At 41.7% G+C, this 20,575-nt stretch carries 17 protein-coding genes and 1 pseudogene; 12 read left to right on the top strand and 6 right to left on the bottom strand.

The genetic code is table 11. From position 1 onward, the window contains the following. Positions 1 to 16: 16 nt before the first annotated feature. Positions 17 to 1,375, bottom strand: coding sequence for an allantoinase AllB (allB, locus tag M8E35_RS20070; protein ID WP_252471669.1), 1,359 nt, complete (start codon positions 1,373 to 1,375; stop codon positions 17 to 19). Positions 1,376 to 2,036: 661 nt separating this feature from the next. On the opposite strand from allB, the gene allE reads away from it, so the two are divergent. Together allE and M8E35_RS20060 are read left to right on the top strand one after the other, a co-directional pair. Then, positions 2,037 to 2,798 carry a (S)-ureidoglycine aminohydrolase gene (allE, locus tag M8E35_RS20065; RefSeq protein ID WP_252471667.1) on the top strand — a complete coding sequence of 254 codons (762 nt, stop codon included), beginning with the start codon at positions 2,037 to 2,039 and terminating at the stop codon, positions 2,796 to 2,798. Between the two features lie 38 nt (positions 2,799 to 2,836). Further along, positions 2,837 to 4,060 carry a Zn-dependent hydrolase gene (locus tag M8E35_RS20060; RefSeq protein WP_252471665.1) on the top strand — a complete coding sequence of 408 codons (1,224 nt, stop codon included), beginning with the start codon at positions 2,837 to 2,839 and terminating at the stop codon, positions 4,058 to 4,060. Between the two features lie 150 nt (positions 4,061 to 4,210). Here M8E35_RS20060 and M8E35_RS20055 read toward each other — a convergent pair whose 3' ends face one another. Continuing rightward, the gene (locus M8E35_RS20055) at positions 4,211 to 4,735 is read right to left on the bottom strand and encodes an ureidoglycolate lyase (RefSeq protein ID WP_073027750.1); all 525 of its coding nucleotides are present in this window, start codon (positions 4,733 to 4,735) and stop codon (positions 4,211 to 4,213) included. Between the two features lie 185 nt (positions 4,736 to 4,920). Here M8E35_RS20055 and M8E35_RS20050 point away from each other — a divergent pair, with 185 nt between their 5' ends. The 4 genes from M8E35_RS20050 (at position 4,921) to M8E35_RS20035 (ending at position 9,088) form a co-directional block, all read left to right on the top strand. Further along, on the top strand, positions 4,921 to 6,558 hold the full coding sequence (locus tag M8E35_RS20050) for a PucR family transcriptional regulator (protein ID WP_252471663.1): 1,638 nt from the start codon (positions 4,921 to 4,923) through the stop codon (positions 6,556 to 6,558). 55 nt (positions 6,559 to 6,613) lie between these two features. Next, entirely contained in the window at positions 6,614 to 7,276 is a 663-nt protein-coding gene (locus M8E35_RS20045; RefSeq protein ID WP_252471661.1) for a response regulator transcription factor, read from the top strand. Positions 7,277 to 7,369: 93 nt separating this feature from the next. Then, a complete protein-coding gene (locus M8E35_RS20040) occupies positions 7,370 to 8,122 on the top strand; it encodes an exodeoxyribonuclease III (protein ID WP_252471660.1) in 753 nt (250 codons plus the stop codon). Positions 8,123 to 8,350: 228 nt separating this feature from the next. Further along, complete coding sequence (locus M8E35_RS20035; protein WP_252471658.1) at positions 8,351 to 9,088, top strand: MgtC/SapB family protein; 738 nt, start codon at positions 8,351 to 8,353, stop codon at positions 9,086 to 9,088. 102 nt (positions 9,089 to 9,190) lie between these two features. Here the strand turns inward: M8E35_RS20035 and M8E35_RS20030 are convergent. Next, positions 9,191 to 9,699: pseudogene (locus tag M8E35_RS20030) on the bottom strand (gamma carbonic anhydrase family protein). 289 nt (positions 9,700 to 9,988) lie between these two features. Between M8E35_RS20030 and M8E35_RS20025 the strand changes: the two are divergent. The 6 genes from M8E35_RS20025 (at position 9,989) to M8E35_RS20000 (ending at position 15,633) form a co-directional block, all read left to right on the top strand. After that, on the top strand, positions 9,989 to 10,183 hold the full coding sequence (locus M8E35_RS20025; RefSeq protein WP_073027772.1) for a helix-turn-helix transcriptional regulator: 195 nt from the start codon (positions 9,989 to 9,991) through the stop codon (positions 10,181 to 10,183). Between the two features lie 4 nt (positions 10,184 to 10,187). Further along, on the top strand, positions 10,188 to 10,634 hold the full coding sequence (locus tag M8E35_RS20020; protein ID WP_252471656.1) for a DUF6773 family protein: 447 nt from the start codon (positions 10,188 to 10,190) through the stop codon (positions 10,632 to 10,634). 238 nt (positions 10,635 to 10,872) lie between these two features. Beyond that, positions 10,873 to 12,510 carry a hydroxylamine reductase gene (gene hcp / locus M8E35_RS20015; protein WP_252471654.1) on the top strand — a complete coding sequence of 546 codons (1,638 nt, stop codon included), beginning with the start codon at positions 10,873 to 10,875 and terminating at the stop codon, positions 12,508 to 12,510. 261 nt (positions 12,511 to 12,771) lie between these two features. Then, positions 12,772 to 13,404 carry a hypothetical protein gene (locus M8E35_RS20010; RefSeq protein ID WP_252471652.1) on the top strand — a complete coding sequence of 211 codons (633 nt, stop codon included), beginning with the start codon at positions 12,772 to 12,774 and terminating at the stop codon, positions 13,402 to 13,404. A 357-nt stretch (positions 13,405 to 13,761) separates the two neighbouring features. Further along, positions 13,762 to 15,039 carry an HD-GYP domain-containing protein gene (locus tag M8E35_RS20005; protein ID WP_252471650.1) on the top strand — a complete coding sequence of 426 codons (1,278 nt, stop codon included), beginning with the start codon at positions 13,762 to 13,764 and terminating at the stop codon, positions 15,037 to 15,039. A 21-nt stretch (positions 15,040 to 15,060) separates the two neighbouring features. Continuing rightward, positions 15,061 to 15,633, top strand: coding sequence for a DUF5317 domain-containing protein (locus tag M8E35_RS20000; RefSeq protein ID WP_252471648.1), 573 nt, complete (start codon positions 15,061 to 15,063; stop codon positions 15,631 to 15,633). A gap of 4 nt (positions 15,634 to 15,637) precedes the next feature. Here M8E35_RS20000 and M8E35_RS19995 read toward each other — a convergent pair whose 3' ends face one another. The 3 genes from M8E35_RS19995 to M8E35_RS19985 form a co-directional block, all read right to left on the bottom strand. Continuing rightward, positions 15,638 to 16,402, bottom strand: a complete 765-nt coding sequence (locus M8E35_RS19995; protein ID WP_252471646.1) for a tRNA threonylcarbamoyladenosine dehydratase — start codon at positions 16,400 to 16,402, stop codon at positions 15,638 to 15,640. 283 nt (positions 16,403 to 16,685) lie between these two features. After that, positions 16,686 to 18,428 (bottom strand): NADH-dependent [FeFe] hydrogenase, group A6, encoded by a 1,743-nt coding sequence (locus tag M8E35_RS19990; protein WP_252471644.1) that lies wholly within the window; start codon positions 18,426 to 18,428, stop codon positions 16,686 to 16,688. A 153-nt stretch (positions 18,429 to 18,581) separates the two neighbouring features. After that, complete coding sequence (locus tag M8E35_RS19985; RefSeq protein WP_289710941.1) at positions 18,582 to 20,465, bottom strand: NADH-quinone oxidoreductase subunit NuoF; 1,884 nt, start codon at positions 20,463 to 20,465, stop codon at positions 18,582 to 18,584. Positions 20,466 to 20,575 lie beyond the last annotated feature (110 nt).

Below are 20,575 nucleotides of genomic sequence, written 5' to 3'. Positions count from 1 at the left end.
TGCAAAACGAGTTCACTTATTTGGCTTTTCTCACAAGTTTACCAAATCCCTTTTGACCTGTTAATTCACCATCTTTGGCTACGACTTGACCTCTGACTAATGTACATACAGGCAGACCTTTACCCCTTAAGCCTACAAACGCGGAAATTTTGTTCAGATAATGTAAGGAATCCGGTGTGATTTCCCATTCCTGTCCTGGATCTAGAATTACAAGGTCTGCATCAAAGCCAACCTCGATCGCGCCCTTCCTACCATAGATTCCAAAAGTCTTAGCCGGTCCTTCGCTTAAGGATCTCGCCAGCAAAGTAGGACTATAACCTCTCTTAACCACACCTTCACTGAATACAACCTGCATTACATTTTGAAGTCCGCTGATACCGCCCCAGGCCCCAAAGATGCCATGCTTTTCTTCACTCTTTTCACTTAATTCACAAGGTGAATGATCAGAACCAACACAGCACAAGGTTCCATTGTTTACATACTCCCACATTTCTTCGACCGCAGCTGCTTCTCTTAGTGGAGGTGCACATTTGAACAGACTCCCATTCCTTATAACATCTTCATCAGTAAAAGTAAGGTAGTGGCCACAAGTTTCAGCTGTTACATCTATGCCTTCCAACTGAGCGTCTCGGATGATTTTTGCAACTCTTGGGTGGCTGACATGACATATATGAACTTTGGCATCAAGTTCTCTTGCAAGCTCAATAATATTTTGAGTAGCAATCAATTCCGCAATAACAGGCCTTGAATTAAGGAAATCTCGCCAATCATTTTTTTCTTTTCTCTTAGCTCTTTCTTCTTCCCATTTGATGATAGAATAATCTTCGCAATGGAAACCTGCACGGGCATCACAATCCTTGAGGATTTCCAAAGCTTCTTTAGCTTGCCCTATGGTTAATGACACATAATCGGGAGAAACTGGTCCAATAAACGATTTGAAAGCTACACAACCTTTTTCATCTAAATCTTTTAATTTATCCAAATTGTAGTCGACCAGACCACCCCAAAAACAATAATCTACATAAGCGTTCGGAGAAACGGTTTCCACTTTCTTATCGAAGATCGTGGCATCTGTCAATGCAGGTTCATTTTGAAGAGGCATATCAACTATCGTTGTGAACCCCCCAACCCCTGCGGCTGCCGTACCATGAATATAGTCCTCTCTCCAGCAGTACCCGGGATCGTTTAAGTGGGCATGGCTGTCAATGGCTCCTGGAAATACATAATTTCCTTTGGCATCTATGACTTCTTCTGCTTCTATAGGACTTCCAGCTTCAACAATTGCGGCGATTTTACCATTATTCACACAAATGCTTGCCTTAAAAATCCTGTCCGATGTTACGACCTTACCATTTTTAATAACTAGATTGAACACATTTATGCCCCTCTCTGTTTACTAAAATTGTTATTCTCTTTGTGTACACCAAGAATATACTAAATATTTTCATTTTTCATTATCCGTCATTGCTAATTAGCTTGAATTGTTTTTATCCCATTAAAGACTAAAGGCTACTTCAGGCCTTTTATTACAATAATAGGTCAAAGCTCGTTCGCTATTATAGTCTCCTTTTAGTCATAACCGAATTCCTGCAGTCTTAGGAGGGACTTTATCCAAAGCCGGAACACACCCCTAACTATCGAATTTCGGAGTATAAGGGCGATATTTAGGGATATTGCTGTCTACCTATAGTAATGAAATTCAAGTGATCTTTGTATGTTTAGGAAGATTATTTGTCATAGATAAGAGAAGGGCTTTAATAATTATCTGGAATAGATCCTTGTATTGAAATTCCCGGACCCTTACAAAGGATAATTAAATAGTCAAATAATTATCCATGATTACCAAAGACAAAAGGCTGAAAATATCCAATAATTAAAGAAGGATGGTACTAAGAACAATTTATACAAAGATTATCTCGATCAGGTTTCACAAAAACATTCTTTTTAACCTTCTTAAAAGGCTGAGGTAGTTGATACTAACTCAACCACGATAAAAGCTACATCAAATCTTTGAAAAAATAAAAGGAGGAGTAATTATGGGTTATCCTAACGATTTATTAGCTACCCGTGCCATTATAAAACATGGCAGATATGCTGTTATTCCACCCGAAGGACGCGTCAATAACGTTATTCCAAATTTGGAGAACTGTAAAGTAAGCATTATTGCTTCACCAGAATTAGGAACTAAATTCGCTTTCTACACAGTAGATGTTCAGCCGGGTGGAGGAACAACACTGCCATTTCAAGAAGAGGGTATTGAGACATTTGTATTCTGTATCAATGGTCAGGGTACAGTTCAAGTAGAAGATCAGAAATTTGTGTTACAAGACAATGGCTATGTATTTGCACCCGCATCTCAAGCGGTCTCCTTAACAAACCAGTCTGAAAAGGTATGGAGACTGCTGCTATATAAGCAAAGGTATCGTAAACTTGAGGGATATGAGGCAAGAGTTGTTCTCGGAAATCTTAATGATCTGCCCAATGAAGTCTATGATGATATGGACAATGTTTTGGTAAGAAATCTTCTTCCAGCTGATCTTGGCTTTGATGTTAATTTTCACACCTTGACCTTTCATCCGGGGGGAAGTCATCCGTTTGTTGAAACGCATCAACAAGAACACGGGCTCTACTTTCTAGAGGGAGATGGGGTATATCTTATTGACGACAAATGGCTCCCAGTGAAAGAAGAAGACTTTATCTGGTTTGGTCCTTACGTTCCGCAGGCTTTTTATTGTTCAAGCAGAAAGAACGCTTGTTACATTTATACAAAGGACTGTAACAGAGATGTCAAGCTGTAAGGGGTTACAGAATAATTATGGTATAGGTTGTGGGACACATGATTAATGCGGATAGATTGTGGAAGAATTTGTTGGACATAGGGGAGATTGGGAAGAATCCTGATGGGGGTATTACAAGACTGGCTTTTACCAAGGAAGATCGTCAAGCCATTAAGATGGTAGAAGCCTTGATGAAAGAGGCTGGCTTAGCTGTTCATGAGGATGAAGTCGGAAACCTAATAGGCCGAAAAGAAGGGGAGGACTCTAATGCTCCTGCTGTGCTTATAGGATCCCATTTGGACTCGGTTTTTAACGGTGGAATTTTCGATGGAAGTTTAGGAGTACTCGCAGGGATAGAAGTATTACAGAGTATGAAGGAGAACGGGATCAGCACTAAACACCCCATAGAGGTATATGTCTTCAGGGATGAAGAGGGTTGTCGCTTTAATTTCAGTTTGCTGGGCAGCAGAGGGATGTCAGGCACTTTAAAATTGGAAAACTTAGAGTATAGAGATAACGAGGGGATTTCTCTTGCCGAGGCCATGAAAAGCTGTGGAATGAATCCTAAAGAGTTTTTTAAAGCTTCCCGCAGACCGGATGAAATAAAGGCCTATCTCGAACTTCATGTGGAGCAAGGCAAAGTACTTGAATGCGAAAATTTGCAGGTCGGTGTTGTCACAGGTATTGCAAGTTCTTTGAGATTGATGGTAACCGTAACGGGTAAGGCGGATCATGCGGGCGCTACCCCTATGAATTTAAGATTCGATGCACTGGCCGCAGCGGCCCAAATTATTGGTGTAGTAGAAAAGGAAACCCGTGCGACCAAGAGTGCAGTTGGAACGGTTGGACAGATTCATGCCTACCCGGGTGGGATCAATATTATCCCGGGGAGGGTGGAATTTACGGTCGATCTGCGTGATGTTTCTATTAAAGTCGCGCAACAACTTGAAAAAAGCATACTGTCACAGGCAGAGGATATCTGTACTCAAAGGGGTTTAAAACTCGAGGTTGATTTCTTGCAACGTGTTCCTCCAGCACCTTGTTCTCCAGAAATTATTGATACTATTGCCGAAAGTTGCCGCGAATTGGGAATTAAAGAGTTACATTTGCCAAGCGGTGCAGGTCATGATGCAATGCAGGTCGTGAATCTCTGTCCAATCGGGATGATATTTGTTAGATCCCAAAACGGCATTAGCCACCATCCTGCAGAATGGAGTACCCCAGAGGATTGTACAGCGGGGGCGAAGGTTTTGTATCAAACAGTATTAAAATTAGCAGAATAGAATACAATGGTCAGAGACATCCATATGTTAAAGTTGGATGTCTTTGATTTAAACGTACAAAAAAATGAGGTTGCAACAAGAAAATTTGAAAAAGTTTTGTTGCAACCTCATTTTAGAATAAAATTCAGGACAAGAAGTTAAAGAGAAACATTATAACATGATCTCAAAGGTTGTTTCTAGATTGCGTATTTGAACGTCACCATCATATAAAGGAGAAAGGGACTCGTCAGTTGTTTGTTGGCGTGTTGCAAGGATGTAGCCGAACTTTTCTTCTAACGGAAAGATCATACCGTGCCAAACGCCTCGGTTAATAACGAAGGCAGTGTAGCTTTCTAAAAGAAAGGCTTTAACTGAATTGGCAGAGGGCAATGATTCCAGGTCATTCGCATCTGTAGCAGGGGCTACTGTAATGATAGCAGGTCCACCATAAAGGGGGAAGAAACCTTGAGTTACTTTCAGATGTCTTTCCATACTTGAGAATTTGAACTCGCGCCTTTCCAAAAGAGCATAAACGAATTCTGCCTCCCCATCATCGACAGAAAATGGCATTCGATCAGTAAACTGAGGGGGATCAGGTTTAATTAGCGGTTGCCCCGGATTAAGCATCAGCACATGCCCAAAAGGAGCAAATGCTTCTTTGGTAAGGGTTTGGACCTTTATTATTTTACTTTTCATGTACGTTCCCCATTTCTAAGAATACTTGTATTATTGAAGGATTCACTTTATCTACATATTATTGTACTATAAAAGAATGGAACGGCCTTTATCCAGTTGGGATATAGTTAATATAAAAAGTTTAGTGTATTTGGATATGCCAAAGTGAGGAAATTTTAGATATCACTTCAGGAGGACAATACAGTATGGAAATAACAGTAAGGGATATTATGGAGATAGGGCCATTACGGGAGGCCAAGTTATTGGCGGGAAAGCATCGTGCCAATAATATCGTCAAAGGTATTACGATTATCGAAGTCCCTGATATCGTGGACTGGCTTTCGGGAGGAGAAATTCTACTGACTAGTCTTTACAATGTACGGAATGAAATCATGTCTTTTAGGGACTACATCAGGAAGATGGCCCAAAGAGAAGTCAGTGCCTTAATTATTAAAACCGGAAGAGTGGTCGAGGAAATACCTCAGGAAATTATTCAAGCCGGAGATGAATTTGGTCTTCCCATCATTGAACTGGGCAGAGAGGTTAAATTTGTTGATGTAATGTATCCGGTAATGGCGGAATTGTTTAATAAAGAAGTATCTAAGCTTCAGTACTACAAGCAAGTGCAAGATCATTTCACAGAATTAGTCATCGCAGGAGAAGGATTAGAAGGTATATCCAGGGTTCTCGAAGAGCTTATTGGCAACCCTGTTATCATCTATGATAAAGAATATAAAGCCGTGGCTGCCACGGATCATAGTGTAACCACATTCGGTGAAGTACAGGATAGTACTCAAAGAGAAAATTTGAATGAGAAATTCTATTATTACAGACAGGAAGTAGTTTTTCCGGATTTAAATAATATTACAGCTACTCAAGTAGTAATACCCATTCAACAGTTAAATCAGATTAACGCTTACCTTGTCGTTGTGGAAATAAACAAAAGGCTTACAGATATAGAGTATATTATCTTAGAAAACGCCTCTACAGTGATCTCTCTGGAGCTTGTAAAAAGGTTCGCTATTAGTGAAGTAGAGAGAAGATTTAAGAATGACTTACTGGATTCTCTTATTAGCGGGAATATCTTGATAGAAACTGCCTTGGAACGAGCATCAATTATAGGGTGGGATCTTAAAGGTCCATACTGTATTGTTTTAATGGAATTTCTAGATATTAATGACTACTTAACAGGCAAAAAACAGAGGACAAATTTCATTACTGAGGTCGGTTCGACTGTTGCCAATGTTATCAATGAATACACGAAACATTTCATGAGGATTAGCAGTGATTCACTTTATGTTTTGTGGCCAACCCAAGGCAAAAGAGAAGCACCAGTCGTTGCTGATATAAAAAAGGCCTTTCTTAAAATCTCAGCATTATTTGCAAAGAAATACCCGAAGATGCATATCTCAACAGGTGTAGGCAGTATAGCAGTTAATATTAAGGATATTGCAGACAGTTACCGAGAAGCAAAAAATGCGATTAACATTGGGCGAATAATGAATGAAGCTTTTATAAGTTTTTCGGAACTTGGGATAATGCGCATGTTGTGTCAGCTAGGCGTGAACAATGACCTAACAGAATTTGTACCTAAATCTATTAATAATCTGATTCTTTATGATAGAGAAAATAAAACCAACCTATTAAATACCTTTGAAGTATTCTTAAAAAACAATAGTAATGCAACTCATACAGCAAAGGAACTCTTTATTCATTACAAGACAATTCTCTATAGGCTTGAGAAGATTAGAGAAATTAGCGGAATAGATTTTTCAAATCATAAAGACCGACTTGAGGCCGAGCTTGGCTTAAAGATAGTCAGTCTCTTGAAAACTTGTAAATAGCCCGCTCCATTAGGGAGAGGGGTTATGTTGCATACCCACCTTGCGGAAACGATGGATGAAGAAAAATTCTGTCTTGATGCAATACCTGCTTGAAACCTACGGTATTAAGGTTGCAGGTGTGGCAAAGGATGGTAAAGAAGCGCTTGTACAGGCCCGGCTATTAAAGCCAGATATCATCTTAATGGATATAATGATGCCTGAGTGCAGTGGAATGGATGCCTTGAAGTTGATTAAGGCTGAAATGCCGGGTATTAAGATCGTCATGCTCACTACATCGGAGGAGGAGGACGATCTTTTTGAGGCTGTTAAATATGGGGCATCAGGCTATCTATTAAAAAGCACTAATGCCAAAGAGCTTGTCGAGATGTTGTCTGATCTTGAAAAGGGTGAGGTTCCTTTATCAGCGGGCCTTGCCGACCGGTTTTTAAAAGAATTTAGACCCAGCAGCGTACATGAGCAGAAACTTTTTAGGAATGAATCAGAGGAGAAGAAGAGAGGGAAGCTGCAACTGACCGAGCGGCAATTAGAAATTCTGGAAATGGTCGCCAGGGGAATTACTTATAAGGAAGCCGGAGAAGCTTTGGGGCTTACAGAACGGACGTTAAAGTATCATATGGGAAGAATTATTGAACTGCTTCATCTAGAGAATAGGGCTCAAGTGATTGCTTATGCAGCTCAGATAGGGCTGGTAAAGAATATGAAAGACAATGCAGGATAATAGTTTAGAAGCCCATTGCTTAATTGGTGTGCTATAATTGGATATTGCACAGAATTAATTCAACTATTTAAACTAGTAAGGGGTATTTTATATATGAAATTAGTATCGTGGAACGTCAATGGAATTCGGGCTTGTGTAAAAAATGGTTTTTTAGATTTTTTTGCTAGAGAAAATGCCGATATATTTTGCATTCAGGAAACAAAGGTGCAGGAGGAGCAGATTCCGTTTAAACTTGACGGGTATTATCAGTATTGGAATTTTGCTCAAAAAAAAGGCTACTCAGGAACGGCAATTTTCTCCAAGATTGAACCAGTCAATATTGTCTACGGAATAGGTATAGAGGAGCATGATAAAGAAGGCAGGGTAATCACCCTGGAATTCGAAAAGTTTTATGTAGTGACAGTATATACACCGAATTCTCAAAGAGGGTTGGCCAGACTGGAATATAGAATGAGGTGGGAAGAAGACTTTTTAAACTTTGTTAAAGACCTGGAAATACTAAAGCCGGTCATATTTTGTGGGGATTTAAACGTCGCTCATATGGAGATAGACCTTAAAAATCCCAGTACTAATAGAAAGAATGCTGGTTTTTCTACCGAAGAACGAAACAAATTTAGTGAAGTTATTAAGAATGGCTTTGTGGATACATTTAGGTTTTTTTATCCTGATAAAGAAGGAGCCTATACGTGGTGGTCGTATATGTTTAATGCCAGAACTAACAATGCAGGCTGGCGAATCGATTACTTTTGTGTTTCTGCAGAGTTCAAAGATCAGTTGAAAGACGCGGTTATCTATAATGATATCTTAGGCTCGGATCATTGCCCTGTCGGTTTGGAAATATTTTAAACAGCCCAACAGGGCTGTTTTATTGTGGCCGTTTCTTAACAAGAACGCATTATATCGGTTCGCTTTACTCCATGGTTTTTATCAGGCTCTATCAAGAAACTGTATTATGCCGTGGATGAAATAAAAGGAATTATAATTGGATTTATCGTATAGTATATTAAACTTAAAATATAATTGTTTAATGTATAAGTTTACTGTTTGTCCTGAGAAAGAGGTGAAGATAGAAGAATGTATATCACCGAATATGAGATTGCTTTGAGACTCTTTCTGGCGTGTGTTTTTGGCGGAGTAGTAGGATTTGAAAGAGAGAAAAATGATAGTCCTGCTGGATTTAGAACCCACATCTTAGTATCCTTAGGGTCTGCTTTAATCATGATTTTATCAATGTATGGTTTCAATGATTTTGTTTCAGTCAATAAAGACCCCGCTCGATTGGCTGCTCAAGTCGTTTCAGGTATAGGATTTTTGGGAGCAGGTACTATTCTAAGAGATAGAACGTCCGTTAAAGGATTAACAACCGCTGCTTCACTATGGGTAGTTGCAGCAATCGGGTTGGCGGCAGGCGCAGGATTCTATTTCTCGGCTTTCTTTGTTACTCTGTTAGTTTTTATTACATTAGAACGCTCAGTAGAAACGTATTTTTTCAGAAACAGTCAGACCTTAAAAGTAGTTGCTATCAACGGAACTTGTAAAGTAAAAGAAATAAATCGGCTTTTTGAGGCTCACAGCATAGTGCCACAAAATATTTTAATGACTTTATTAAATGAAGAAAACAATAAGACTACTATTCAATATAAAGTAAGAACACCCTTTCGAAAAATAAATATGGAACAAATCATTGAGGATATCAATGAAATTGATGGGATATATTCAGCTGAACAAGAGGGTAACAGTGAAAGTCCATTTCCACGCTCTTTTACCCGTCTGTTTGGGCGCTTTAAAAGGCCGAATAAGCCTTCAATGTAGTGCAAAGTCCTATGCAGTTCTGACTAGTATAAGATGGATACAGCCTTCACTTACGCGGTGAAGGCTGTATTTTTTCAGCTTGTGATTAAAAACTAGCACTCACTAGGGAATCAAAGCATCCATAGCCTCTTGGGCTTTGCCAATGTATCGTTCTGCAGTTTCACGCATGGCTGATATTTCTTTTTCTGTAAGCTCTCTTACTACTCGCGCGGGTACTCCCATCGGCATAACTCGGGGGGGATAAGTTTTGTTTCTGGAACAAGGGCCCCAGCGGCAACAGACGTTTCCTTATTGATAACGGCACCATCAAGAATAATAGCCCCCATTCCGATCTGAGACCCTTTACCAATCGTGCAACCATGAAGGATAGCAGAATGTCCAATCGTAACATAGTCTGCGATTGTCACGGATTGATTTAGGTTCACGTGAATAACGACTAAATCCTGAATATTAGAACATTTTCCAATCTTAATTTTAGCGAGGTCGCCTCTAATAACTGAGTTAAACCACACACTAGATTGTTCATCGATGTGGACGTCACCTCTTATTTTACAGCCATCAGCGAGATAGACACTTTTGGCTATTTGGGGCTCTTTGTAATTATCTAATATATACTTTTCCTCCAGTTTAATAACTAGTTAGCATTTAAGGCTATATCATTTTACATTATAAAATGGTATGGCCTTAAATGCCAGCGTGGTTTCCACAGGAGTCTTGGTTATTATCCAATTGTCAGGGTGCATTGCTCTCGTTTGGCTGTTGAGAATAGTTGCCTATAGAGTAAAGAATAAAGAGAGTGCCTTTTTAACCTTTTTAATTAACGACCCTTAACAATATGCAATATATAGTTTACATAACGATAATTATATTGTATAATATGCAATGTAAGGGGGGCTGCATTTGAAGAATCTTAGATTGAAGTCAGCAAGAGCTATTTTGGATATGTCTCAAGAGCAATTAGCAGAAGCAGTTGGTGTAACGAGACAGACCATAGGAATGATCGAAGCCGGGAAATTTAATCCATCATTACAGTTGTGTATAGCTATATGCAAGACATTAGGTAAAACATTAGACGATATTTTTTGGGAGGTATAGAATCATGCAAGATGAAAGAATTGAACAAGCAAAAAATAAAATTAGAAGTGAAATGGCCGTTATAGTATTTTTAGGTGTTGTCGCATCATTTTTAGTAAAGACTATGATATTCAAAATGGAGTTGCAGGAATGTATTACAGAATATGTAATTATGATATTTTTCCCGCTGTATCAGTTTATAAGAATGCATACGATGAAGATAAGTATTTACGGTGAGCGCAGGAAGAAACAAGCTGTAAAGAATCTGATTATAATAATTACAATCATAGTGGTTATATCAGCAGTGTCCATTTTTGATTCGATGTCGGAGTCAGCATTGTATGTCTGGCCAAACGCAGTAGCTGGCGTAGCCACATTTTTGGTACTATTTGTAGCAATTTTTTTCATTGCCAATAAATTTAATCAGCACAGAGGGCATAAGTATGAAGAGGAATTTGATGATGACAAATAAAGTATAAATAGAATGATAGTTGTATGAAAAGTATTTACATCTATGACCTTAAAGGTTACAGGTTACTAAAAGCAAGGCGGCGAAAGTCGCCTTGCTTTGTCAATTTATCACGATGAAACCGTGACCCAAATCACATAAAGGTGCCGTTTATAGTGATAGTATTAGCTCATCGGATAAAGAAACCAAGGCGCAAGGAAAACACAAGGACGCCAAATATAAATGAAGGAGTTGTTATCTATTGTTTTGTTACCAATGTCAGGAAACAGCTAAAGGAACCGGTTGCACGATTAAAGGGGTTTGCGGGAAAACGGAAAATGTCTCTAATTTGCAGGATCTTCTAATCTACACATTAAAAGGAATTGCCACTTATGCGGTTCAAGCACGTGAACTAAGTATTGCTCGACCGGATATTGATAAATTCATCATGGAAAGCCTCTTTAGCACGATTACAAATGCCAATTTTGACAGAAGCCGTTTTGTCGAACGAATCCAAGAGGGTCTAATCCTGCGTGAAGGACTCAAACAAGACATTCTCAAAGCTGGCGGCACTATTCCAGCAGTCTTGCATGATGCAGCCACTTGGACAGTACCTGCAGATCAATTTGAAGCTAAAGCGGTTGCCGTCGGCATTTTAGCCACGGAAAACGAGGATGTCCGTTCTCTCAGAGAGTTACTCACTTACGGACTAAAAGGGATAGCCGCTTATGCAGAGCATGCCTATACCCTTGAGTATCAAGAAAGCGGTATTTTTGCCTTCGTCGAAAAAGCCTTGGCAACAACCCTCGATGATACACTGGCAGCTGGTGATCTGGTGGCGCTTGTCCTGGAAGCAGGGAAATACGGTGTGAACGTTATGGCCCTTTTAGATCAAGCCAACACTACAACTTACGGAAACCCAGAACTCACCAAAGTTAACATTGGAGTCAGAAACAATCCGGCTATTCTGATCAGCGGCCATGACCTGAAAGACCTGGAGGAATTGCTCATTCAAACCCAAGGAACAGGCGTAGATGTCTATACTCATGGAGAAATGCTCCCAGCCCATTACTACCCGGCCTTCAAGAAGTATGACAATTTTGTCGGCAACTACGGCAATGCTTGGTATAAACAAGACAAAGAATTTGACTCCTTTAACGGCCCGGTTTTCTTAACCACCAACTGCCTCGTTCCTCCGAAAGAATCCTACAAAGATCGCATCTACACAACTGGGGTAGTCGGATTTGAAGGGGTTAAGCATATCTCTGACCGCGCAGACGGAAAGGCCAAAGATTTCTCCGCCTTGATTGCCCATGCCAAGAGCTGTCCAGCCCCAACGGAAATTGAAACTGGCGAAATCGTTGGAGGATTTGCCCACAATCAAGTTATGGCACTGGCTGATAAAGTCGTAGATGCCGTCAAATCAGGAGCGATTAAGCGTTTCTTCGTTATGGCAGGCTGTGACGGCCGCATGAAGAGTCGTGACTATTACACCGATTTTGCGAAAGCTCTGCCTCAGGACACTGTGATCCTAACGGCAGGATGTGCTAAATATAAATACAATAAACTGAACCTTGGGGACATCGGCGGTATTCCAAGAGTGCTCGATGCAGGACAATGTAATGATTCCTATTCCTTAGCCGTAATCGCTTTAAAACTCAAAGAAGTCTTCGGGCTCGATGATATTAACCAACTTCCTATCTCCTATAACATTGCCTGGTACGAGCAAAAGGCAGTCATCGTGTTACTGGCCCTGCTCCACTTAGGTGTAAAGAACATTCACTTAGGACCAACCCTTCCGGGTTTCTTGTCTCCGAATGTGGTCAAAGTTTTAGTTGAAAACTTCGGTATTGCAGGCATCTCCACTGTTGAAGATGATGTTAAAATGTTCATGGCATAAAAAACTTGAGAAGTCCTTTAAGGTCCCTTTTACTGAACCATCAGTAAAGGGGACCTTAATACTTTTCAAAATGAAGAATTAAGGTGAAATATGGGAAGAAAGAACTGTCAAAGAGAAAAATAGTTCGCAAAATTACTATATTGTGAAATGTTAGGATTTTTTAGAACTTTTACCAGGCGGGAATAAAGGAAAATGCAAGTAGACGTCGAAAATACACATTGCACTATAAAAAAGGAATCAGAGATACTAAGGAGTGTTTTCATGTCAGAAATGCCTTATCCGATTAAAGATTGGGAGCAGGCCATAAAACAGGTTAAATCGGTAGTAGCTGCTCGAATTAATATTAATCAGCTGGGAGAAATAGAAGAAGTTCATATCCTTGCTGGATCAGGACGTGTACCTAAGCAGATCGTAAGGGATGTCGAGTCGATTTTAGCAGCCCAATTCGACCTGCAAATTGATCATAAAAAAATTAGTGTGGCCCAACTGGAAGAGAACGAAAAAGGGAACTCTGCGATCGAGGTGTCAAATCGGCCTAAATTAGTTGGAGTGACACTTAGAACCGTTAATGGAATGGCAGAAGTTAAAGTAGAAATGTTAAAAGGAGATACACTGCTCGAAGGGCTTGCCGAGGGGCCGTCCTCATCTCATAATAAACTGCGTCTGTTTGTTGAGGCTACACTTAAAGCACTTGAACCTCTCAATTCAGGGCTTTTATTTGTTACAGAAGATGTTGGAATCATTCAGCTAGCGAAGCAGCATATTGCTTTAGTTTCTATAACTTTAATTGCCTCTACGGGTGAACAATCTCTTACCGGATGTGCCATTGTCAAAAATGATGATCGTGAAGCTGTGGTTAAGGCAACCCTTGACGCAGTTAATCGCAAACTGTAATTTCTCAGCTCCAATTAATTTTGCTAGATTTGGCCGACCACTTAACAATTTAGATATCTGGGAGTACACCTGTTTTATTTCCCTATAGCGAAGCGAAAAAAACAGCGGAACGGAAAAAGAGCGAAGCGGTAAAACTGTCCCTTTGATAAAAAAATCAAGGAGGTTTACCGCAATGAGCAAATTATTAAAAGCAATCTCTGTTCTCGTTACTCTCGTACTCGCCGGTGGCGCAACCTTTAAGTGGTAGTTCCTATAACCTAGACTCTAGAGTTACAGGGATAACTCACCTTCTTTCTAGGTGCGCAACCTTGATTTTGGTTGTGGAGTAAGTCGGCCAAATATATAATGAGGTGGCTAATGGAAAATATATCGGTTAAACTCAAGCTATTTTTTACAATAATTGTTACCTCTGCCACCATAATATTGCTGTGGAATATGATTAATACGGATTGGACTAAAATACAATTAGTCAATTTCTTGATTTTCTGTATTCTTGCGATCGGCTCTGAATCCTTGCCCGTTGCCCTACCAAAAGGGGGATACGTGACGGTTAGTTATTCCATTTTTCTTTCTTCTCTAATTCTATTTCCCTTAGGAGTAACGTTATCAGCAATGGCTTTGTCTGGCTTGCTTATCTTTGGTAAGGCTGGCTTAGAGCAACCTCTTTATAAACGTGTATTTAACGCATCACAATATGTAATATCCTTATCCGTAGCACATGTTGCAATAAGTTATTCGGAAATTCCTTTCTTTCAATTTGAAATAAGATCGATAATATTTTATATAATAGCGGCAACAATTTATATGGTAATGAATATGACAATCGTCGCTATAGTATTGGGGCTGGCTTCTAATAAATCGCCTTGGTCAATATGGATTGTCAATTTCCGATGGGCTGTACCAAATTTTATGGCACTTGTTCCCCTTGGTTTTTTATTAGCATTGATCTATAAAGATTGGGGTGCTCAGGGAATCCTCTTGCTATTTATCCCATTTTTAATCTCGCGTCATGCCTTTCAACTCTATATCGATATGCGGGAAAACTATCTCGATACAGTCGAAGCCTTAGTCCAAGCTCTAGAGGCTAAGGATACATACACCAGTGGGCATTCAGCAAGGGTAGGCAAGCTGGCAGTCGCTGTTGCAGAAGAAATTAAAATGAGTGAAGAAAAAATTGAATTTCTTAAATATGCTGCAGCCTTACACGATGTCGGTAAGATTGGAGTCAGCGAAGTAATCCTAAATAAAGAAGGGGAACTTCTAGAGGTGGAGTGGGAGGCTATTCGCAGTCATCCCGTGATTGGTCAAACGATAATCAAAGGTATTAAATTCTTATTTGATATTGGACAAGTAGTTCGCCATCATCACGAGCGGTTTGATGGAAAAGGATACCCAGATGGGATCCAAGGGGAAGAGATTCCACTGGAATCACGGATCATTGCTGTTGCCGATACCTATGATGCGATTACCTCGGATCGCAGTTACCGCAAAGGGCGGACTCATGATGAAGCTATTGCTGAGTTAAAAAGGGTTGCAGGATCACAATTAGATCCAAAAATTGTAGAAGTTTTCTGCAATGTGGTTACGGACGAGGTAGCCCAAAGGGTTAATGTGGAACACGTGCAAATTGCTTAATTTCTACTCAAGAGGTGAAGTATGCTCATAGAAGCTTTAATTCTGGCATTAATAATAAGTGTGTTATGGGGAGGGAAAATTAACCGCTTAGGCCAGCTCGTTTTGAGGGAATCTTGGCTGGTCCCAGTTGCGCTTATAATACAAAGTGGTCTCTACTGGGCCGCTGTTAGAGAAGTTGGGCTAGACTCAAGTTGGCTGGTTCAGTCGCTTGGTACAGGGTCCTATTTTTTATTGCTATTTTTCACATGGCGTAACAGAGCATGCCCAGGTATGAGTTGGATTACTCTGGGGATTTTGCTTAACACTATTGTAATTGGTGTAAACGGAGGAGTAATGCCGGTCGATCCATTGTTCCTTCCAGAGGAGAGCCGCAAAGCATTGCTAGAGGGACAAGGTACTCATGGTTTGATGACATCGATGACTCACCTGAGTTTCTTAGCAGATCGTTTCTATCTAGATATCCTAGGATTAAAAAAACAAATGTTTAGTGTTGGCGATATCCTTATTGATATCGGAGTATTTTTTCTCGTATTCAAGACTATGGTGAGTCAAGACAAGCGTCCTAAGACTTCAGTGCTTTCTAAAAAGATCTAAATTTTCACGCATTTATCTCGTAATTAAGTAAATCCCGAATAACTTCTCCGGCAATAAGCAGACCAACAACAGGTGGAACAAAGGAAATGCTCCCAGGGATTTGGCGTTTTTCAGTGCAGTGGGCATCCCCGCTTGGGCAGATACAATTTGTTCGACAGTCATTGTCGGAGGGGATTGGAGTAAGCGGCAGGTCGGGGCTAAATACTACCTTAATTCCTTTAGTGATTCCTTCTTTGCGCAGCAATTTGCGCATGGCCTTAGCTAGTGGATCTCCGCTAGTTTTAGAAAGGTCAGTAACTTTGTAATTTTCGGCAGTAAGGCGATTTCCTGCTCCCATACTGGAGATAAAGGGGATTTTGCGCAGTAAGCATTCTTTAGCCAAACTGACTTTACAGGAAACAGTATCAATGGCATCAACAACATAGTCTGGCTTTCGATCAAGAAAGCGCTCCGCATCTGCCGCCGAATAGAACTCTTTGATTGTTTCCACCTGGGCTGTCGGATTGATCTCTTGAATTCGGCGTTTCATGACCTCGACTTTCGCTTCGCCCACGGTGGAGCGGAGAGCGTGTAATTGTCGGTTAATATTCGTAAGGCATATATCGTCAAAGTCGACTAGGATCAGATTGCCAATACCGGCGCGGGCTAAGGCTTCCACAGTGAAAGAGCCTACCCCTCCAATTCCAAATATCATAACACTGCTTTGACGAAGCTTTTCCAAACCAGTATTACCAATGAGAAGCTCTGTCCTAGAGAATTCGTGTTGCATATTCCCACCACTTCTTTAAAATTTTACTCTACAGAGTTTATCATAACCTTTAACATTAAGAAATAGTAGGGAAGGAAGCTAGATCTTAAAAGGTAAGATGCGGGGACAGCTCTTCTGCCTGTTTTATAGACAGAAGAGCCGTCCCCGTTTCGCTGTATCTCCTTCGCAGATGGGCGGGAGGGCACGAGGGACAGTTCACCGAGTCATAAAAGACAAATGAAGCGTCCCCTGTGCCAAAGAGGAGTGAAGCTGTCTTCTTGTTTTGTGATCGCTCGGTTGTCGACTATATTTTTCGGCGCTTTGTAAAACTGGTGTGGAGTAATTGATGGGCTTTTTCTCCGTAGGGTTCGCCGATGAAATCCTTGTAAAGCTTGAGGACCGCGGGGTTTTCATGAGATTTGCGCAAAGGCTTGGAGCGGTCTTCTTCATAGATGGCATTAGCACGGGCTTGCAGTATTTCTATATTTCCATGGTGATAAGGCTGTCCTCCGCCCCCAATACATCCACCGGGGCAGGCCATTATTTCAATGGCATCATAATTACTTTCACCTGATTGAATTTTTTCCAGAATGGTTCGGGCATTTCCCAGACCATGTGTGACCGCAATTCGAAAGTCACGCTGACCAATCGGAATGACTGCTTCCTTAATTCCATCCATTCCCCGAAGAGACTCGAATTCTACGTTTTCCAAGGGTTTTCCGGTCAGCCACTCATAGGCAGTTCGCAAGGTCGCTTCAATGACGCCACCGGTAGCTCCGAAAACGACAGCTGCACCAGTAGATTCCCCTAAGGGGTGATCAAATTCTTCTTCTTTAAGGTGATCAAAATGAATCCCAGCTTCCCTAATCATGCGCGAAAGTTCTCGGGTCGTAATGACGATGTCCACATCCGGGGTGACCGGATCTTGCCCCAGCTCTGGGCGGGCTGCTTCGTATTTTTTGGCAATGCAAGGCATAATTGAGACAACGGTAATTTTTTGAGGATCAATCCCATAAGTCTCAGCATAATAGCTTTTAGACAAGACTCCTAACATTTCATGAGGGGATTTGCACGTTGAGGGAATGTCCAATAAATCTGGGAATTGATGCTCAAAGAATTTGACCCAAGCAGGGCAACAACTAGTCAGAATCGGTAGACGCCCGCCGTGTTCTATACGGTGAATCAGCTCAGTAGCTTCTTCCATAATCGTTACGTCAGCCCCGAACTCAGTATCAAAGACACGGTCAAAACCAAGCCTCCGGAGAGCGGCAACCATTTTACCAGTCACAATCGTTCCCGGTTCCAGTCCGAATCCTTCTCCGAGAGCGACCCGTACAGCAGGTGCCGTTTCTACAATAACGTAACGAGTCGGATCATTAAGGGCTTTCCACACTTTATCTACTTGATCAAGTTCCATCAAGGCCCCAGTAGGGCATACCGCTACACATTGTCCGCAGAACGTGCAAGAGGTGTCGTGTTGAGGTAAGTCGAAGGCAGTTTTAACCACTGTTTCAAAACCCCGTCCCACCGCAGAATATACGCCTACCGTTTGAACGTCGTTGCACATCGTTTCACAGCGGCGACAGCGTATGCATTTATTTGGGTCACGAATAATAGCTAAACTGGATTTATCGATTGGAAACTCGGATTCTTCCCCTTCATAGGTAATATTTCGCACACCTAGATCTGCCGCTAGGGATTGGAGGTCACAATCTAGGTTTTTAGCACAAGTTAAACATGATTTAGGATGATCGGAAAGCAGGAGTTCCACCATGGTCCGTCTGCCTTGGACAGCACGCAAGGTATCTGTTTTAACGACCATGCCATTAAATACAGGAGTAGAACAGGCTGGGGCTAAATTGCGTCGACCCTCTACTTCGACCACGCAGACACGACAGGAAGCAATGTGATTATTCATTCTCATCTCATGCAGGTTGAGGTAGCATAAGGTTGGAATATCGATGTTTATAGTTCGAGCAGCGTCTAAAATGGACATTCCTTCCGGAACGGTAAGGGATATGTCGTTGATTGTTAGTTGAATATCCATAACGGAGTCCTCCTTTAAAGCAAACTTGGCTGGCGCTCACACACACACACGAAGACACTGTCTTCGTACGTATAAGCCTTCTCTCAGCTTGCGAAACGGCCGCCTAGTTGCACTTATACCCACGCATTCTAATAAGTAGGGTACAGGGGTAACTTAATGACGAACGATGGCACCAAATCGGCATTTTTCCATACACGCCCCGCATTTGAGGCAACGTTCTTCGTCGATAACGTGCGGTTCCTTGACGGAGCCGGAAATGCAGTTGGCTGGACAATGTTTAGTGCAAAGAGTACACCCTTTGCATTTGTCAGTAATCTTATACTTCAGTAAACTCTTGCAAACTCCAGCCGGACAAGATTTATCGACTATATGGGCCAGATATTCGTCCCTGAAATACTCCAAGGTTGAGAGAATAGGATTGGGCGCACTTTGGCCAAGTCCGCAAAGTGAGGTATCCTTAATAATCTTGCTCAGTTTTTCCAAACTGTCTAAATCGTCTAAAGTTCCCTTGCCCTCCGTAATTTTTGTCAGGGTTTCATGAAGACGTTTTGTGCCGACCCGGCAGGCGGTGCACCGGCCGCAAGACTCGTCCACTGTGAATTCGAGGAAGAATTTCGCGATATTGACCATACAATCGCTGTCATCCATAACAATCAATCCCCCAGAGCCCATCATAGAACCGATGGAGATCAACGATTCGTAGTCAATGGGGGTGTCCAAATATTTGGTGGGAATACATCCGCCAGAGGGTCCGCCAGTTTGTGCTGCTTTAAAGGTTTTATGATGTTTGATCCCCCCGCCAATTTCAAAAATAATTTGACGCAGGGTCGTTCCCATAGGGACTTCTACTAGCCCAACATTGTTAACTTTTCCAGCTAGGGCGAAAACCTTAGTCCCCTTGCTTTTTTTCGTTCCGATATTTGAAAACCAGTCCGCTCCTCTTAAAATAATGGAGGTGATATTTGCAAAGGTTTCCACATTGTTGACACAGGTGGGCTTGCCCCACAGTCCCTCCTGAGCAGGGAAAGGAGGTTTAACCGAAGGCTCACCGCGAGCACCTTCGATGGAATGAATAAGGGCAGTTTCTTCTCCGCACACAAAGGCTCCTGCTCCATATTTAATTTCAACATCAAAGCAAAAATCGCTGCCTAGGATTCTTTCTCCAAGCAATCCATACTCTCTAGCCTGGGTGATTGCGATTTCTAAACGGTGAATAGCTAGTGGATATTCCGCACGGATATAGATAAATCCATGAGTTGAACCGATCGCTGAGCCGGCTATGAGCATCGCCTCTAAAACGCTGTGAGGGTCGCCTTCGAGGATCGAGCGGTCCATAAAAGCCCCGGGATCCCCCTCGTCAGCATTACAAATAATATAGCGTTGTTTCGCATCGCCTTGACGTGTTAGTTCCCACTTTACACCGGTGGGAAATCCGCCGCCGCCTCTCCCGCGGAGGCCGCTTTTTTTTATCTCTTCAATAACTGAATCAGGGGTCATCTTAAAAAGGACTTTGGCTAAGGCTTGATAGCCATCGGCAGCGATATATTCGCGAATGTTTTCAGGGGCAATATAGCTGCAGTTGCGGAGGGCAATACGAAGTTGATTATGATAGAAGGGGAGGTCGGAAGCAAAACGCTGTTCTGTGTTGGGGTCAATATAGAGAAGACGTTCAAGCTGCTTCCCTTGAACGAAGTGTTCCTCAACAATATCTGCTACATCGGTGCTGGAAACTTCTACATAGAGGGTATTATCGGGGTGGATTTCAAGAATTGGCCCTTTTTCGCAAAACCCAAAACAACCTGTTTGGAGCACTTCAACTTGATCAGATAATCCGCGGCGGTCAAGTTCTTCTTTTAGTAATTTTGCTATTTCAGGACTATCTGAAGCGTGGCAACCGGTTCCTCCGCAAACCATAATATGCCGAGGTTTGCCTTGGGCATCCATAGTCGTTAGTGGGGTAGCAATACGCCGATTTTCAAGAAGAGTCAGGCTCTTGGTTTTTAGGGCATTCAGCGCAGCGGTGTCTTTGAGTTTCATATGACGTTCCTTCCTTTAGTCGAGGTTCGAGGCGCGAGTTCGAAGTCCGAGGTTCGAGGTGCGAGTTCGAAGTCCGAGGTTCGAGGCGCGAGTTCGAAGTCCGAGGTTCG

Source organism: Desulfosporosinus nitroreducens (assembly GCF_023897015.1).
Taxonomy (GTDB): Bacteria; Bacillota; Desulfitobacteriia; order Desulfitobacteriales; family Desulfitobacteriaceae; genus Desulfosporosinus; species Desulfosporosinus nitroreducens.
The sequence above is the reverse complement of the archived record's forward strand: the minus strand, read 5'-3'. Positions and strand labels throughout refer to the sequence as shown.